This window comes from Variovorax beijingensis (assembly GCF_003951285.1).
In the GTDB taxonomy this organism is placed as follows: domain Bacteria; phylum Pseudomonadota; class Gammaproteobacteria; order Burkholderiales; family Burkholderiaceae_C; genus Variovorax; species Variovorax beijingensis.
Genome location: NZ_RXFQ01000004.1, coordinates 73,492 through 91,999, shown reverse-complemented (window position 1 = coordinate 91,999; position 18,508 = coordinate 73,492). Strand labels below are relative to the sequence as shown.

The 18,508-nt window shown below is 68.3% G+C and carries 9 protein-coding genes; all 9 read left to right on the top strand.

Annotation, left to right across the window (positions count from 1 at the left end):
* Positions 1-44: 44 nt before the first annotated feature.
* Positions 45-401: a hypothetical protein gene (locus EJO66_RS07825; RefSeq protein WP_125964907.1), complete on the top strand. Its 357-nt coding sequence runs from the start codon at positions 45-47 to the stop codon at positions 399-401.
* A 106-nt stretch (positions 402-507) separates the two neighbouring features.
* Positions 508-828, top strand: coding sequence for a hypothetical protein (locus tag EJO66_RS07820; RefSeq protein WP_125964906.1), 321 nt, complete (start codon positions 508-510; stop codon positions 826-828).
* 199 nt (positions 829-1,027) lie between these two features.
* Positions 1,028-2,926, top strand: coding sequence for a 1,4-alpha-glucan branching protein GlgB (gene glgB / locus EJO66_RS07815; RefSeq protein WP_125964905.1), 1,899 nt, complete (start codon positions 1,028-1,030; stop codon positions 2,924-2,926).
* Entirely contained in the window at positions 2,923-4,974 is a 2,052-nt protein-coding gene (locus tag EJO66_RS07810) for an alpha-1,4-glucan--maltose-1-phosphate maltosyltransferase (protein ID WP_125964904.1), read from the top strand. Before glgB ends, EJO66_RS07810 begins: the two co-directional genes overlap by 4 nt.
* A gap of 10 nt (positions 4,975-4,984) precedes the next feature.
* On the top strand, positions 4,985-8,314 hold the full coding sequence (gene treS / locus EJO66_RS07805) for a maltose alpha-D-glucosyltransferase (RefSeq protein ID WP_125964903.1): 3,330 nt from the start codon (positions 4,985-4,987) through the stop codon (positions 8,312-8,314).
* A 72-nt stretch (positions 8,315-8,386) separates the two neighbouring features.
* Positions 8,387-9,109: a mechanosensitive ion channel family protein gene (locus tag EJO66_RS07800; protein WP_125964902.1), complete on the top strand. Its 723-nt coding sequence runs from the start codon at positions 8,387-8,389 to the stop codon at positions 9,107-9,109.
* A gap of 25 nt (positions 9,110-9,134) precedes the next feature.
* Positions 9,135-11,300: a glycogen debranching protein GlgX gene (gene glgX, locus EJO66_RS07795; RefSeq protein WP_125964901.1), complete on the top strand. Its 2,166-nt coding sequence runs from the start codon at positions 9,135-9,137 to the stop codon at positions 11,298-11,300.
* Positions 11,297-13,132 (top strand): malto-oligosyltrehalose trehalohydrolase, encoded by a 1,836-nt coding sequence (gene treZ, locus EJO66_RS07790; RefSeq protein ID WP_125964900.1) that lies wholly within the window; start codon positions 11,297-11,299, stop codon positions 13,130-13,132. Before glgX ends, treZ begins: the two co-directional genes overlap by 4 nt.
* Positions 13,125-18,185 (top strand): malto-oligosyltrehalose synthase, encoded by a 5,061-nt coding sequence (locus EJO66_RS07785; protein ID WP_240648536.1) that lies wholly within the window; start codon positions 13,125-13,127, stop codon positions 18,183-18,185. The genes treZ and EJO66_RS07785 overlap by 8 nt, the downstream gene beginning before the upstream one ends.
* Positions 18,186-18,508: the final 323 nt, after the last annotated feature.

Genomic DNA, 18,508 nt, shown 5'->3' with positions numbered 1-18,508 from the left:
GTCGAAATCGTCAATCGTCATTCCAAACCTGAAGGAGATTTGCCATGCCGATGGACCTGCTCAAGCAGATTGCCGCATCCCGCCTGCCCGTGTCTTTCCGCACGCCCAAGGAGATCGACGAGGTCAGGATCCTGCGCCAGGCGGGGCTCGTGATTGCACTGATTCCGGCGCCGGCCGACCCCCTGAAGCTCGCTGGCAGCGAGCCCGCGGCGCAGGTGCTGGCCATTACCGAGAAGGGACGCGAGGAGCTCGCGCGAATCCGCTATCCGGGCGAACGGTCGCAGCCCGAACCCGGCTCCCGGGGCCCCAAGAACTGGCTCCGCGCAAAGCGCTTCGGACATGCATTGCAGCAAGTCTTACCCGCGCGAAGCCGCGATTCGCACCCCTCGCAGGGGTTGTAGGCCGCATCCTTCCTGAACATGCGCGCAAATCCATCCTGCCGGGTGCGTGGTTCCGCGCTGAATCCGATTCGCTCATGCAAGCGAAAGAATTCATCAGGAGACAGACATGGACTTCGAAGGCATCTATTGCTTTGACACGGCGGCCGTCCGCTTCGCGATCTACCCGGACGGCCACGATGGCGCGCGGATCATCGGGCAGATTTCGGAGGAAACCCTGCACGACGTGTTCGGCACCCGAAACCTGGGCGACCGCCTGCTGGAAACCTGCAAGGCGCACTTCGATGTCATTGGCGCGGCGGCGCTCAAGCGCTACCGCGCCAACCCGAACCAGCCGATCGTGCTGACCGTGGACGATTTTTCGCGGCGCTTTTCTCCCCGGTCCGGAGGCTCGCAAATGGCACCGCAGGCCACGCCGCTCGCCGCCTGAAAACGCCGCGCCCGGTGCGCGGCCGGTTTTCGTCCCTGGTCGCGTGATGGGCAACTCTCCGACACGGCAAGGAGGTTTCAGCCTTACCCGCTGAGCCCGGATTCTTTGCAAATTGTGCGGTCAGGCCTTGTAGATGCCGAAAGCGTGTTCCGTTGGACACCCGGTCGCTGGCCTTCATGCATGCAAGCAAGGAACACCGGTGCCAGTGACCCAACTGCTTTCAGAGCCTGAGGCGCAAGACGCCTACCTGTTCCGCGAAGGAACGCATTCCCGCCTGTACGACCTCATGGGTTGCCACCTGCTGAAGGAGGGCGGCGCGCGCTTCGCGGTGTGGGCGCCCAATGCGGAATCGGTGACGGTGGTCGGCGACTGGAACCATTGGTCCGGCGATGCCGATCCGCTCGTGCCGTCCGCGGACGGCACGGGCATCTGGCAGGGTCACGTGCCCCACGCCGCGCCGGGCCAAGCCTACAAGTACCGCATCCGCTCGCGCTTTGGCGGCTACACGGTCGACAAGGCCGACCCCTTCGCGTTCTGCGCCGAGCTGGCGCCCGCCACGGCCTCGCGAATCTGCGAACTTTCTTATGAATGGAACGACGCCGAATGGATGGCCACGCGGGCCGCGCGCAATGCGCTCGATGCGCCGATGTCCGTCTACGAGGTGCACCTGGGTTCGTGGCGCCGCCGCGAGGGCCGGTTCATGGGCTACCGCGAAATCGCGCATGAACTCGCGGCCTACGTGAAGGAGATGGGCTTCACGCACGTGGAGCTCATGCCCGTGACGGAGCACCCTTTCTACGGCTCCTGGGGCTACCAGACCACCGGCTACTTCGCGCCCACGGCGCGCTACGGCTCCCCGCAGGACTTCATGTACCTGGTCGATCACCTGCACCAGAACGGCATCGGCGTGCTGCTGGACTGGGTGCCTTCGCACTTTCCGGCCGACGAGCACGGCCTCGCGTTCTTCGACGGCACGCACCTCTACGAGCATGCCGATCCGCGCCAGGGCTTCCACCCGGAGTGGAACTCCAGCATCTTCAACTACGGCCGCGCGGAGGTGCGCAGCTTCCTGGTGTCGTCGGGCCTGTTCTGGCTCGACAGGTACCACCTCGACGGGCTGCGCGTCGATGCGGTCGCGTCCATGCTCTACCTGGACTACGCGCGGCAGCACGGCGAATGGATTCCCAACCGCCACGGCGGGCGCGAGAACCTGGAGGCGATCGACTTCCTGCGGACGCTGAACCGCGCCGTCTACCGCGAGCACCCCGACACGATCACCGTGGCCGAGGAATCCACCGCATGGCCGCGCGTCTCGCGGCCGACCGACATGGACGGGCTGGGCTTCGGCGAGAAATGGAACATGGGCTGGATGCACGACGTGCTCGCCTACATGAAGGAAGAGCCCATCCATCGCAAGTACCACCACCACAAGATGACCTTCTCGCTGGTCTATGCGTTCCACGAGAACTTCGTGCTGCCGCTGTCGCACGACGAAGTGGTCCACGGCAAGGGCTCGTTGCTCGGCAAGATGCCGGGTGACCAATGGCAGCAGTTCGCCAACCTGCGCGCGCTGTTTGGCTTCATGTGGGCGCACCCGGGCAAGAAGCTGCTCTTCATGGGGGGCGAGTTCGGGCAGCGGCGCGAGTGGACGCACGACGGCGAGCTCGAATGGTGGGTCTGCGATCTCGAAGGGCATGGCGGACTGCAGCGGCTGGTGGCGCAGCTCAACCGCGTGTACCGCGGCTCGCCCGCGCTCTACCAGCAGGACTTTTCGGCGGCGGGCTTCGAATGGGTCGCAGCCAACGATGCCGACGCCAGCGTGTTCGCCTTCCTGCGCAAGCCGCGCGACGGCCATCCGCCGCTGCTGGTCGTCAGCAACATGACGCCGGTGCCGCGCACCAACTATCTGCTGGGCGTGCCACTGCCCGGTTTCTGGAGCGAGCTCATCAACACCGACGCCGTTGAGTTCGGCGGCTCGGGGTGGGGCAATCTTGGCGGCGTCGAGGCTGCACCCGTGCGTTCGCATGGCCGCATGCACTCGGTGTGCATGACCTTGCCGCCGCTGTCCACGCTGATTCTCGAGCACCGGCCATCATGATGAAACTGTTCACAAACCCGCAGGCGCCCACGGCTTCCGTGGCGCCCGATGTGCAGGGCGGCAACCGGCGCGCAGTCATCGACACCGTGCTGCCGTCGGTGGACAACGGCCGCTTCGCGGTGAAATGCATCGTCGGCGAAAGGGTGCGCGTGAAGGCGCACTGCTTCACCGACGGCCACGACGTGCTGCGGGTGCAGCTGTGCTGGCGTCCGCAGGGCAAGACCGAGTTCCGCGAAGTGCCGATGAAGCCGCTGGTCAACGACGTGTGGGAGGCCTCGTTTGCGCCGCCCGCGCTCGGGCGCTACTTCTACACGGTGGTGGCCTGGGTCGATCCCTTCGAGTCGTGGCGCCATGAAATGACGCGCCGCGTGGACCCCGACGACGTGCGCATCGCATCGCAGGTGGGCGCGCTGGAGGTGGCCGCCGCGGCCGAGCGGGCCGAGGGCGCGGACCGGCAGGCACTGGCCAACTGGGCCACCGAGCTCGATGCCGTGGCCGCCGACCCCGGCGCGGATGTGTCGGCGCTCAAGGCGCTGGCGCTGGACGAAGAGCTCGCCGTGCTGGCGTGCCGCCACCCCGACCGCCGGCACGAGGTGCATTTTTCGCTCGAACTGCCGCTGGAGGCCGAGCGCGAGCGTGCGCGCTTCAGCACCTGGTACGAGCTGTTCCCGCGCTCGGCCGGCACCACGCCCGGCGTGCACGGCACCTTCAAGGACGTGGAGGCGCGGCTGCCCGCGATTGCGGCCATGGGCTTCGACGTGCTGTACTTTCCGCCGATCCATCCCATCGGCCGCCTGCAGCGCAAGGGCCCCAACAACGCGCTGGCCAGCGGCGCGGACGACGTCGGCAGCCCGTGGGCCATTGGCGCGGCCGAGGGCGGCCACAAGGCCATTCTTCCGGCCCTTGGCACGGCGGAAGACTTTCGCCACCTCTGCGCACAGGCCGCCTCGCACGGCCTGGAGATCGCGCTGGACATCGCCTTCCAGTGCGCGCCCGACCATCCCTACGTGAAGGCGCATCCCGACTGGTTCCGCTGGCGCCCCGACGGCAGCGTGCAGTACGCGGAGAACCCGCCCAAGAAGTACCAGGACATCTATCCCTTCAACTTCGAGAGCGAGGACTGGCGCGGCCTGTGGGCCGAGCTGCGCAGCGTGATCGAGCATTGGATCGGGGAGGGCGTGCGCATCTTCCGCGTCGACAACCCGCACACCAAGGCCTTCTCGTTCTGGGAATGGGTGATCGGCGAGATCCGGCGCCAGCACCCGGAGGTGATCTTCCTGGCCGAGGCCTTCACGCGGCCCAAGGTGATGCACCGGCTCGCGAAGCTGGGCTTCTCGCAGTCCTACACCTACTTCACCTGGCGCAACACCAAGCAGGAGCTGGTCGAATACTTCACCGAGCTGTCCACGCCGCCGGGCGTGGACTACTTCAGGGCCAACGTGTGGCCCAACACGCCCGACATCCTGCACGAGCAGCTGCAGGGCGGCGAAGCCTCGGTCTACATGGCGCGGCTGGTGCTTGCCGCCACACTGTCGGCCAACTACGGCATCTACGGGCCGGCCTACGAGCTGCGCGAACACCGGCCGCGCTCGTCCGGCAGCGAGGAATACCTCGACTCCGAAAAATACCAGCTGCGCCACTGGAACCACGATGACCCGGGCAGCCTGGCGCCGTTCATCACGCGCGTGAACCGCATCCGCAGCGAGAACCCGGCGCTGCACCGGGACCGCGGCCTGCGCTTCCTGCGCATCGACAACGACCAGCTGCTGGCCTATGCCAAGGTGTCGGAGGGCGGCGACAACGTGGTCGTGACCGTGGTCAACCTCGATCCGCACAACGTGCAGTCGGGCTGGCTCGAGCTCGACCCCGAAAGCGTGAACGTCGATCGGTCGCGCCCATTCCAGATGCACGACCTGCTGAGCGGGCAGCGCTTCATCTGGCAGGGCGGGTGGCACTACGTCAAGCTCGATCCGCACAGCGTGCCCGCGCACATCTTCGTCGTACGGCGGCGCCACGGCGACGAGCGCGACTTCGACTACTTCCTGTGAGGCCGCAACGATGAACGCCCCTGTCTCCCACATTGCGCTCGAAACGGTAGAGATCGACATCAGCGACGACCCCCTGTGGTACCGCGATGCGGTGATCTACCAGCTCAACGTCAAGGCGTTCTTCGACTCCAACAACGACGGCATCGGCGACTTCAAGGGCGTGACGGCCAAGCTCGACTACGTGAAGGAGCTCGGCGTCAACACGATCTGGCTGATGCCCTTCTATCCATCGCCGCTGCGCGACGACGGCTACGACATCTCGGCCTACGAGGACGTGAACCCGCAGTACGGCACGCTGGACGACTTCCGCGAGATGCTCGATGCCGCCCACGAGCGCGGGCTGCGGGTGATCACCGAACTGGTCATCAACCACACCTCGAGCGACCACTCCTGGTTCCAGGCCGCGCGCCGCGCGCCGGCCGGCTCGCCCGAGCGCGACTTCTACGTGTGGAGCGACACCGACCAGATCTACCAGGGCACGCGCATCATCTTCACCGACACCGAGACCTCCAACTGGGCCTGGGACCCGGTGGCCAAGGCCTACTACTGGCACCGCTTCTTCAGCCACCAGCCGGACCTCAACTTCGACAACCCCGCGGTGCTCGAAGCCATCTTCAAGGTGATGCGCTTCTGGCTCGACATGGGCGTGGACGGCTTCCGGCTCGACGCCATTCCCTACCTGGTGGAGCGCGACGGCACCAGCAACGAGAACCTGCCCGAGACCCACGCGGTGATCAAGAAGGTGCGCGCCGCCATCGATGCGCAGTACAAGAACCGCTTCCTGCTGGCCGAAGCCAACATGTGGCCGGAAGACGTGCGCGAGTATTTCGGCGATGGCGACGAGTGCCACATGGCGTACCACTTTCCGCTGATGCCGCGCATGTACATGGCGATTGCGCAGGAAGACCGGCATCCCATCGTCGAGATCATGCAGCAGACGCCCGACATTCCCGAGGGCTGCCAGTGGGCCATCTTCCTGCGCAACCACGACGAGCTCACGCTCGAGATGGTCACCAGCAAGGAGCGCGACTACATGTACACCATGTACGCGGCCGACCTGCGCGCACGCATCAACCTGGGCATCCGCCGGCGGCTGGCGCCGCTGATGGAGAACGACATCGACCGCGTCAAGCTCATGAACGGCATGCTGCTGTCGATGCCCGGCTCGCCGATCATCTACTACGGCGACGAGATCGGCATGGGCGACAACGTGTTCGTGGGCGACCGCAACGGCGTGCGCACGCCCATGCAGTGGAGCCCCGACCGCAACGCCGGCTTCTCGCGCGCCGACCCGCAGCGGCTGTACCTGCAGCCCATCATGGACCCGATGTTCGGCTACGAGGCGCTCAACGTGGAGGCACAGGCGCGCGACAGCAGCTCGCTGCTCAACTGGACCAAGCGCATGCTGGCCGTGCGCAAGACCAGCCATGCCTTCGGCCGCGGCAAGCGGCGCTTCCTGAAGCCGGGCAACCGCAAGATCCTGGCCTACCTGAGCGAGTACGACGAGGACATCATCCTCACGGTGTTCAACCTCTCGCGCGCTGCGCAGCCGGTGGAGCTGGACCTCTCGGCCTTCAAGGGCCGCGTGCCCATCGAGATGCTGGGCCGCGCGCCGTTCCCGCCCATTGGCGAGCTGCCGTACCTGCTCACGCTGGCCTCGTACGGTTTCTACTGGTTCCGGCTCACCTCCGATGCCGAGATGCCCAGCTGGCACCAGGAGGGCGTGGCGCTGCAGGAGTGGCCCACGCTGGTGCTGTTCGACGGCTGGACCAGCTTCTTCCGCGAGCGCGTGATGCCCTGGCGCATCGGCATGTCGGAGCGCATGCGCAACCAGTTCGAGCTGGAGACGCTGCCGCGCCACATCGAGATCCAGCGCTGGTATGCATCGAAGGGCACCGCCATCGAGCGCGCGCGCCTGGCCGACCATGTCGTGTGGGAGGTGGGGCCGCTCAGCTGGATGCTGCCGCTGCTCGAACTCGACGGGCCGCCCGGCGGCGCCACCTACTTCATGCCGCTGGCACTGGCCTGGGAAGAGCGCGACGAGGAGCGCATGGCCGGCGTCGCGCAGGCGGCGCTCGCCAAGGTGCGACAGCAGGCGCAGGTGGGGCTGATGGGCGATGCGTTCTACGACGAGGCGTTTTGCCGCGAACTGGTGCTGGCCATCCGCAGCGGCCTGGACCTGGAAACCGCGCAGGGGCGGCTCAGGTTCCGCGCGACGGCTGCCTTCGCCGATGTGGAGGCCGACATCGCCAGCCTGCCGATCGGACGGCCCAGCGGCGTGAGCAGCAACACCGTGGTGACGCTCGACGAAACCCTGTTCCTCAAGGGCTACCGCCACCTGCGCGAAGGCCTGAACCCCGAACTGGAGATGGGCCGCTTCCTGACCGAGGTTGCCAGATATCCGCATTGCGTTCCGGTGCTGGGCGCGCTCGAATACACCGGCAACGACGGGCGCACGATGACGCTGGCCATGGTGCAGTCCTATGTGTCGAACCAGGGCGACGGCTGGGACCACACGCTGGGCTACCTGGAGCGCTTCCTGCGCGACTTCGCCACCACCGACGGCGCGCTGCCGGACCCGATGGCCGTGCATGGCGGCTTTCTCGCGCTCATGGCCACGCTGGGCCGGCGCACCGCCGAGTTGCACCAGGCACTCGCGCTGCGCACCGGCGCGGCGGCCTTCGACCCCGAGCCGCTGCTGGACAGCGACATCGCCCGCTACGCAGAGCAGGCCCGCGCCGACGCCGCCACCACCCTGGGGCTGCTGCGCGAAAGGCTGAACCAGCTGCCGGCGCCGGCGCAGCCCGACGCCCAGGCCCTGCTCGCGATGGAAGCTGCGCTGCAGGACGCCATTGCCGCGCGCACGCCCCAGGCGCACGGCGGCATCAAGAGCCGCTACCACGGCGACTTCCACCTGGGGCAGGTGCTGCTGCGGGACAACGACTTCGTGATCATCGACTTCGAAGGCGAGCCGGCGCGCGGCTTCGACGAGCGCCGCGCCAAGGGATCGCCGCTGCGCGACGTGGCCGGCATGCTGCGCTCGTTCAACTACGCGCGCTGGTCCGCCCTGCGCCGCGTGGCGCAGAGCGTGGAGGAGGCCGCCTACCTGGGGCCGCCCGCCGCCGCCTGGGAACAGTCGGCGCGCCAGGCCTTCCTGGACGGCTATTCGCAAGCGGGCGCGGGAAAAGACGCCACCCGCATCGACGCCGACCTGCTCGCGCTGTTCGAGATCGAGAAGGCGCTGTACGAGCTGCGCTACGAGCTCAACAACCGCATCGACTGGGCGCAGGTGCCGATGAACGGCGTGCTCGCGCTGCTGCAGGTGGAGCGGCCCGGTTGATGCTTGCACCGCATTCGCCGCCTTCGTCCGCAACCGCAACCGCAACCGCATAACCACGCACCGGAGAAAAACATGGACCGATTTGGCATTCACCTGGAGCCGCTGAACGCAATGCTCTACCAGGTCGGGGCCTTCGTGCCCCGCCTGGCGATTGCATTGGTGGTGGTGCTCGCCGGCTGGCTCATCGCCAAGACGGTGCGCTTTGCGGTCACCAAGGCGCTGCGCGCCATCAATTTCAACGTGCTGACCGAGCGCGCGGGGCTGGACAACTTCCTGCGCCAGGGCGGATGGCCGGGCGACACCAGCAGCCTGTTCGGCGTGCTGGCCTATTGGCTGGTGATCTTTGCGGCGCTGCTGCTGGCGTTCAACGGCATGGGCCTGAGCTACATCGCCGACCTGCTCGGGCGCGTGGTGTGGTTCGTGCCGAATCTTTTCGTGGCCCTCTTGGTGCTGGCCTTCGGTTCTTACTTTGCCCGCTTCGTGGGAGAGGCGGTGTCGAGCTACTTCCGGGGCGCGCAGATGCGCGACGCCATGCTGCTGGGGCAGATCGCGCGCTATGCGGTCATGGCCTTCGTCATCCTGATTGCGCTGGACCAGGTCAAGGTGGGCGGCGACATCGTGCGCCAGAGCTTCCTGGTGATTCTGGCGGGCGTGGTGTTCGCGCTGGCGCTGGCCTTCGGCCTGGCCGGCAAGGACTGGGCGGCCGAGCAGATCGAACGCTGGTGGCCGCGCCTGCCGAAGGACGACAACGACATTCCCAAGGGCAGCCGGTCCGACGAGCGCCCACCGCGCTGAAATTTTTTTCTCCCACTCCAATTTGATGACACGCAGCAGCCAACGCAATCCGATCTCGGCCGTCTGGCCGGGGCGCCCCTATCCGCGGGGCGCCAACTGGGACGGGGAGGGCGTGAACTTCGCGCTTTTTTCCCAGCACGCGCAAGGCGTGGACCTGTGCCTCTTCGACGACAAGGGCCGCCATGAAATCCAGCGCATCCCGATCCGGGAGCGCACCGACGGCGTATGGCACTGCTACCTGCCCGAGGCCCGCCCGGGCCAGGCCTATGGCTACCGCGTGCACGGCCCCTACAAGCCGGAAGAGGGCCATCGCTTCAACCCGCACAAGCTGCTGGTCGACCCCTACGCGAAAGACCTGGTGGGCGAACTGCGCTGGGGCGACGCGCTCTACGGCTACACGGTGGGCAGCAAGCGCGAAGACCTTTCGTTCGACCGCCGCGACAGCGCACCGCTCGTGCCCAAGGGCCGCGTGCTGGAGCCGGCCTTCACCTGGGGCGACGACCGCCGCCCCTCGGTGCCCTGGCAGGACATGGTGATCTACGAGCTGCACGTGCGCGGCTTCACCATGCGCCACCCCGACGTGCCGCCCGAGCTGCGCGGCACCTACGGCGGCCTGTGCTGCGCGCCCGTGGTCGACTACCTCAAGCGCCTGGGCGTGACCACCATCGAGCTGCTGCCGGTGCACAGCTTCCTCAACGACCGGCACCTGGCGGAGAAGGGCCTGCAGAACTACTGGGGCTACAACTCGCTGGCCTACTTCGCCCCCGAGACGCGCTACAGCGCCTCGGGCAAGGTGAAGGAATTCAAGACCATGGTGAAGACGCTGCACTCGGCGGGCATCGAGGTGATCCTGGACGTGGTCTACAACCACACCTGCGAAGGCAACCAGCTGGGGCCCACGCTCTCGATGCGCGGCGTGGACAACGCCTCCTACTACATCATCAACGCCGACAACCGGCGCTACTACGACGACTTCACCGGCTGCGGCAACACCGTCAACCTGGAGCATCCGCATGCGCTGCAGCTGGTGATGGATTCGCTGCGCTACTGGGCCGAGGAAATGCACGTCGACGGCTTCCGCTTCGACCTGGCCTCGGCGCTGGCGCGCGAGGCCGGCAAGGTCGAGAACCTGGGCGGCTTCTTCGATGCCATCCGCCAGGACCCGACGCTCAACCGCGTCAAGCTCATCGCCGAGCCCTGGGACCTGGGCCACGGCGGCTACCAGGTGGGCAACTTCCCGCTCGGCTGGGCCGAATGGAACGACCGCTACCGCGACGGCATGCGCGGTTTCTGGAAAGGTGACTCGGGCGTGATCGGCGAGGTCGGCAAGCGGCTCACCGGCTCGGAAGACCTCTACGGCTGGTCGGGCAAGCGGCCCAACGCGAGCATCAACTTCATCACCGCGCACGACGGCTTCACGCTCGACGACCTGGTCTCCTACAACGACAAGCACAACGAGGCCAACGGCGAGGACAACCGCGACGGCAGCAACCACAACATCTCCTGGAACTGCGGCGCCGAAGGGCCGACGCAGGACGCCGGGATCGCCGCGCTGCGCGAGCGCCAGAAGCGCAACTTGCTGGCCACGCTGCTGCTGTCGCAGGGCGTGCCGATGCTGCTGGCCGGCGACGAGCGCGGCCACACGCAGAACGGCAACAACAACGCCTACTGCCAGGACAACGACATCAGCTGGATCGACTGGACGCCCACGCCGGAGCGGCAGGCGCTGATCACCTTCGTGGAGCGCACCATCGCGCTCAGGCGCGCCCACCCCTCGTTCCGGCGCCGCAGCTTCTTTGCCGGCAAGCCCTCGGAAGCCGAGAGCGTGACCGACGTGGTCTGGCTCAAGCCCGACGGCGCCGAGATGCGCCCCGAGGACTGGAGCGACGGCAACGCCCGATGCCTTGCGATGTACATGTCCGGCGGCGGCATTGCCGACCGAGGGCCGCGCGGCGAGGCGCTGCACGACGATGATTTTCTGGTGCTGTTCAACGCGCACCACGACGAGATCGCGTTCACCCTGCCGCCTGCGCCCTACGGCGCATGGCGGCTGCTGCTCGACACCGCCAGCGGCACCCCGCCGCCCGCCACCGAGGACGTGGCCGCGCTCGCGCCCGCCTGGTCGGAGCCCGCCTATCCGCTGCAGTGCCGCTCGCTGGTGGTGCTGAGCCGGCCGGACGTGCGGCCATGAAATTCAGCATCCACCGAATGCCCTTCGGCGCCACGGTGCACGGCGGCGGTGTGGACTTTGCGCTGTGGGCGCCGTCCATGCACGGCGTCCTGCTCGTGCACACGCCGGCCGGCGGGAAGGCAGCCTCGCACGCCATGGCGCAGGACGCGGACGGCTGGCACCGCCTCACGCTCGCGGATGCGCGCGCTGGCGACAGCTACGCCTACCAGCTGGCCGACGGCACCACCATGCCCGACCCGGCCGCGCGCTTCAATCCGCAGGATGTGCACGGCCCGAGCCAGGTGGTCGATCCGGCCCGCTACGAATGGGCCGACACCGCCTGGCGCGGCCGGCCCTGGCACGAGGCCGTGGTCTACGAGCTGCATGTCGGCACTTTCACCGAGGAAGGCACGTTTCAGGCCACGCGCGAGCGGCTCGGCGAACTGGCGGAGCTGGGCATCACCGCCATCGAGCTCATGCCGCTCGCGGATTTTCCCGGTGCGCGCAACTGGGGCTACGACGGCGTGCTGCAGTTCGCGCCGGATGCCAGCTACGGATCGCCCGACGATCTCAAGGCTCTGGTCGACAGCGCGCATGCGCTGGGGCTGATGGTGCTGCTCGACGTGGTCTACAACCACTTCGGGCCGGAGGGCAACTACCTGCATGCATGCTGCCCGGAGTTCTTCGATGCGGCCGAGCACACGCCATGGGGCGCGGCCATCAACTTCGACGGGCCGGGCTCGCGCACCGTGCGCGACTTCTTCGTCCACAACGCGCTGTACTGGGTGGAAGAATTCCACTTCGACGGCCTGCGCATGGATGCGATCCATGCCATTCGCGATTCATCTCCCAGGCACATCGTGCAGGAGATCCGCGAAGCGCTGAACGCTGGTCCGGCGCGCGAGCGGCAGGTGCACCTGGTGCTGGAGAACGACGCCAACCAGGCCTCGCTGCTGGCGCGCGACGCCAACGGCCTGCCCGTGGCGGGCACCGCGCAGTGGAACGACGATCTTCATCACGCCGTACACGTGCTGGCCACCGGCGAGCGCGACGGCTACTACGCCGACTATGCCGATGACGCGGCGGGCCGCTTTGCGCGCGCGCTGGCCGAGGGCTTCATCTACCAGGGGCAGCCATCGGCCTTCCGCGGCGGGGAGCCGCGCGGCGAGCCCAGCACGCAGCTGCCGCCGACCGCGTTCGTGTCTTACCTTCAGACCCACGACCAGGTCGGCAACCGCGCGTTCGGCGAGCGCATCCATGCGCTCGGCGATCCGGTGCTGGTGCGCGCCGCACTGGCCTGCGTGCTGCTGTCGCCGCATGTGCCCATGTTCTTCATGGGCGACGAGTTCGCGGCCTCCTCGCCGTTCCTGTACTTCTGCGATTTCGGCCCCGAGCTGGCCTCGGCCGTGGCCGAAGGGCGCCGTGCGGAGTTCGGGCGCTTCGCCGCCTTTGCCGACGAAGCCGCGCGTGCGCGCATTCCCGATCCCAACGCCGCCCAGACCTTCCAGGCCTCGAAGCTGCGCTGGCGAGAGCGCGGCGCGCGGCCGCACTTCGCGCGGCTGTGCGAGGTGCAGCAACTGCTCGACGCGCGCCATCGCCTGCTGGTGCCGCACCTGGCCGGTGTGCGCGGCGCGGGAAGCCATGGCGGCGAAGACGGGCTGATCCGGGTTCAGTGGGCGCTGTCGGGCAAGCGCCTCCATCTGCTCGCGAACCTTGGCGCCGAGCCTGCCGTGGACACTGCCGCGCCTGCGGGCACGGTGCTCTACAGCCGGGGCGCCGTGGCCGATGCGGCAGGCCTGCAACTCGAGCGCGGCGCCGTGCATGCGACGCTGGAGGACATGGCCGGTGGCTGATCCGGGTCATTGGGATAGCGATGCGCTGGAGCGCCTGTGCCGGCACTACGGCATCTCCGCGGCCTACCACGACGCCTTCGGAACGCTGCGCCATGCGTCGCCCGAGAACCTGGCCGCGCTCCTGGCCGAGTTCGGCGTGCAGGCGGGTGCCGCGGTGGATGAAGGGGGCGGTGCTTCATCGATGCCCGCCATGCCGCCGGTGCAGGTGGTGCAGGCACACGCGCCGCACTGGTCGCTGCAGCTGCCGCAGCGCTCAGGGAGCCTGCGCTGGCGGCTGCGCGACGAACAGGGCCTTGTGCGCCAGGGCGAAGCCGATGCGCAGCCCTGGCCGCATGGCAGCTGCACGCTGCAGTTGGCAGAGCCGCTCGCACCCGGCTACCACTGGCTGCACGTCGAGGGACTGGCCGGCGAAACGATGCTCATCGCTTCGCCCGGCCCCTGCTACCGGCCACCCGCCGTGCAGGACGGCGGCCGCGTCTGGGGGCCGGCGCTGCAGCTGTATGCGCTGCGCTCGGCGCGCAACTGGGGCATCGGCGATTTCGGCGACCTGGAGGCGCTCATCGACCGCATGGCCGGGCAGGGCGCCGACCTGATCGGCCTGAACCCGCTGCACGCGCTGTTCCCGACCGATCCGCCGCGCGCCAGCCCCTACAGTCCCTCGTCGCGGCAATGGATCAACGTGCTGTACATCGATGTCGAGGCCGTCGACGATTTCGCCGCCTGCGAGACTGCGCGCCGGCACGTCGAATCGCCCGGGTTCCAGGGCCGGCTCGCGGCGCTGCGGGCCGCGCCGCTGGTCGACCATGCCGGCGTGGCCGCCGCCAAGTTCGAGGTGCTGGAGTTGCTGTTCGAGCACTTCCGCGCCCGGCATCTTTCGCCGGCCGGCGCTCCCGATGCGCGTGGCGAGGCCTTCCTGGCCTTTGTCTCGGCGCAGGGCGAGCCGTTGCGCCAGCATGCGCTCTTCGAGGCGCTGCAGGCCCACTTCGCCGCCGCCGATCCGCAGTGCTGGGGCTGGCTCGCATGGCCCGAGGCCTATCGGGAGGCGGATTCGCCCGAGGTGCAGGCCTTCGCGGCGCGGCATGCCGAGCGGCTGCAATACCACCAGTACCTGCAATGGGTGGCCGAGCGCCAGCTCGCGCGCGCGGGCGAGCGCAGCACGGCGCTGGGCATGGGCATCGGGCTCTACCTGGACCTGGCCGTTTCGGTGGACCGCGGCGGGTCCGACGCCTGGGCCGCGCGGCACTGCTTCGCGGTCGGCGCAAGCATCGGCGCGCCGCCTGACGAGTTCAATCCGGCCGGGCAGAACTGGGGCCTGCCGCCACTGCGGCCCGACCGTCTTCGCACGCACCACTACCAGCCCTTCGTGCAGATGCTGCGCGCCAGCATGCGGCATGCGGGCGCGCTGCGCATCGACCATGTGATGGGGCTGATGCGCCTGTTCTGGATTCCGCCGGGCCGCTCGCCGCACGACGGCGCCTATGTGCGCTACCCGATCGAGGAGATGCTGGCCATCGTGGCGGTGGAGAGCCATCGGCATCGCTGCATGGTGGTGGGCGAAGACCTGGGCACGGTGGAAGACGCCATGCGCGAAGCGCTTGCGCGCGCCGATGTGCTCTCCTACCGGCTGCTCTATTTCGAGAAGCAGCAGGCAGGCGGGTTCACGCCGCCCGCGGCCTATCCGGCGGCCGCGCTGGTGGCCATCAGCACGCACGATCTCGCCACGCTCGCGGGCTGGTGGTCGGGGCACGACCTTCGGCTGCGGCTGGCGCTCGGGCTCTTTCCCGATCCGCGGCTGTTCGATGCGCAGCTGCTGGGCCGCGCGCAGGAGCGCATACAGCTGATGCTGGCCGTGCGCGAGGCGGGGCTGCTGTCGCCGGACGAGGCGGCGCAGGTGCTGTCACTCGCAGTACCTTCGCCGCGGGTCGTGCAGGCGATCCACGCGTTCCTTGCCGCGGCCCCGTCGGCGCTGATGGTGTTCCAGCTCGAGGACGTGGCTGGCGAAGTGGAACAGGCCAACATGCCCGGCACCACCGACACGCATCCCAACTGGCGGCGCAAGCTGGTGCCCACCGTGCAAGAACTGGCGGCGGGCGATGCGATGCAGGGGCTCACGGAACACCTGCGCGCGGCCCGCCCGCGCCGCAGCGTGGGCGCCGAAGCCGCGCCTCCGGCGCTGCTGCAGGCACGCGTGCCGAGGGCCACCTACAGGCTGCAGTTCCACCAGGGCTTCGGCTTCGACGACGCCATCCGCGTGCTGCCCTACCTCGCGCAGCTCGGCGTGAGCCATGTGTATTGCTCGCCCATCCAGCGCGCGCGCGCGGGCAGCACGCACGGCTACGACGTGGTGGCCCACGCCGAGGTCAATCCCGAGCTCGGCGGTGCCGAAGGCTTTGCGCGCTTCGTCGAGGTGCTGCAGGCGCACGGCCTCGGGCAGCTGCTCGACATGGTGCCCAACCACATGGGCGTGCTCGGCGCCGACAATGCCTGGTGGATGGACGTGCTGGAGAACGGCCCGGCCTCGCTGTTCGCGCATCACTTCGACATCGACTGGCAGCCGCTCAACAAGGAGCTGGCCGGCAAGGTGCTGCTGCCGGTGCTCGGCGGGCACTACGGCGAGGTGCTCGCGAGCGGAGAGCTGGTGCTGCACTTCGAAGCGGCGCAGGGCAGCTTTGCGCTGCGCTACTTCGACCACCGGTTTCCGCTGGCGCCCGAGAGCTATCCCGTGGTTCTTGCATGCGCATTGCCGCACCTGAAGGACCCCGTGCTCGCGGCCCAGCTCGCGAGCCTCTCGACGGCCTTCGGCCACCTGCCAGGCCGCCGCGCGCAGACGCCTTCGGCATGCACCGAGCGCGTGCGCGACAAGGAGCTGTTCAAAGCCCGCCTTGCGCATCTGGCAGAGGTGCATCCGTCGCTCGCGCGCGCCGTGCTGGCAGCGGTGGCGGAGTTCAACCTGGCTTCGGAGGAGACGCGCGACCAGTTGCACCGGCTCATCGACATGCAGGCCTTCCGGCTCGCCTACTGGCGCGTGGCGGCCGACGAAATCAACTATCGGCGCTTCTTCGACATCAACGACCTGGCGGCGGTGCGCATGGAGCGCGACGAGGTGTTCGAGGCCACGCAGTCCTTCGCCCTCGACCTTGCCGCGGCCGGCGTGGTGGACGGCCTGCGCATCGACCATCCCGACGGCCTGTACGACCCCGCACGATACTTCCGGCAGCTGCAGGAAGGCTATGCGCGGCGCGCGGGCATCGTGCTGCCGGCCACCGGTCCGGACGGCCGGCCGCCGCGCCCGCTGTACGTGGTCGCCGAGAAGATCGCGGCCTCAGAAGAAGAGGTGCCGGTCGAATGGCATGTGCACGGCACCACCGGCTACCGCTTTGCCAACGTGGCCAACGGCGTGCTGGTGGACACCGCCGCGGCCGACGCCTTGCGGCAGGCCTGGCATGGCTTCACGGGCGAGGCGCAGGACTTCGACTCGGTGGCAAGGTCTGGCAAGCGCGAGGTCATGCGCAATGCGCTGTCGTCGGAACTCAACGTGCTCTCCACCGAACTGCTCAGAATCGCGCGGGCCGACCGCGGCACGCGCGACTACACGCTCAACGCGCTGCGCCGCGCGCTCGCGGAAGTGGCGGCCTGCATGCCGGTCTACCGCACCTACATCGTCGACGCGCCCTCCGCGCAGGACGCGCATTTCATCGACGCCGCCACCGAGGCCGCCGAGCGCCAGAGCGCCGATGCCGACCGCTCCGTCTTTGCCTTCGTGCGCCGCTCGCTGCGCGGCGAGACTGTGGCCGCGCATGCGCCACCGGCGCTGGCCGAGCGCGTGCGCCGGTTCGCGATGCGCTTCCAGCAGTTCAGCGCGCCGGTCGCGGCCAAGGGCGTGGAGGACACCTCGTTCTACCGCTACTTTCCGCTCAGTTCGCTCAACGAGGTGGGCGGCGAGCCAGACCGGTTCGGCATCGACGTGCCCGAGTTCCACGCGCTCAGCGCCGACCGCGCACGGCACTGGCCGCACACCATGCTCGCGACCTCCACGCACGACAACAAGCGATCGGAAGAGGTGCGCAACCGCATCGACGTGCTCTCCGAAATGCCCGGCGAGTGGCGCGATGCGCTCGCGCGCTGGCACGCACTCTGCCGCGGCGGCGAGCCGGCGGGCGCGGCGCCTTCGCGCGCCGACGAATACCTGCTCTACCAGACCCTGCTCGGCACCTTGCCCTTCGGCGGCCTCGATGCTGCCGACGTGCCGGCCTACGCCGCGCGCGTGTGGCAGTACATGCAGAAGGCCGCGCGCGAAGCCAAGCTCCACACGCGCTGGACCCAGCCCGATGCGCCGTACGAGGCGGCGCTCGAGGGCCTGGTGCAGCGGATTCTCTCGGACCTGTCGAAGGACGGCTGCCTTGCGGACATCCACCGCCTCGCCGATCGCCTGTCGTGGTTCGGTGCGTGGAACGGGCTGACGCTCACGCTGCTGAAGTACGGCTCGCCGGGGGTGCCGGATCTCTATCAAGGAAGCGAGCTTGTCGACCTGAGCCTGGTCGACCCCGACAACCGGCGGCCGGTGGACTATGAACTGCGCAGCCGTCGGCTCGATGAGCTCCAGGCGATGGCTGGCGAGCACGATCTGCCAACGCGTGTGCAGTCGCTGGCGGTGGCGCCGCACGATGGCCGCGCGAAGCTCTGGTTCATCTGGCGGCTGCTGTCGATGCGGCGCGAGCATGCGGAACTGCTCCGCGAAGGCAGCTATGAAGGGCTCGCAGTCGAAGGGCCGCTGGCGCGGCATGTCGTGGCCTTTGCGCGCCGGCACGAAGGGCGGACGCTGGTGGTGATGGCGGGGCGGTTGTTTGCCGGGATTGCGCGCGCCGGGGCGAATGGTGTGCCGGTGCTTCCCGATGCGGATGCTTGGCGGGGGACGAGGGTGGTGTTGCCAGATGGCGTTGAAGGCGCGGGACTGGTGAACGTGCTCACCGGGGAATCGCTGCTTGCCGAGAATCGCACCTTATCGCTCGAAGAAGCGTTCTGCCGCATGCCCTGGGCGGCGTTCAAAAACTGAGAGCTTGATTCGTCGAATCGTTTGCAGAGTAGTGAAGTGCGGCCGACCGGATAGGCGTAGTCGAGAGATCCTCCGCCCTCGGAGACTTGGCTGCGCGAGGTCGAGAGCTACTTGAGTGAGGTCGACTCATTGTTGAGCACGGGGACGCCGAAGTAGAGGTGTGTTGGATGTCGTCGGAAATGATCGCGCACTCATGATGCTGGTGTCGCGATAAACTCCAAACTGTTCGGGACCTGAAAATCTCGAGAGCGCCGACGCTACGTCGGTGCACCGCCAGCCGGCCAAGCCGCTGGCGCCCGGGTTGCGCCAAGCGTCAGCGGGGA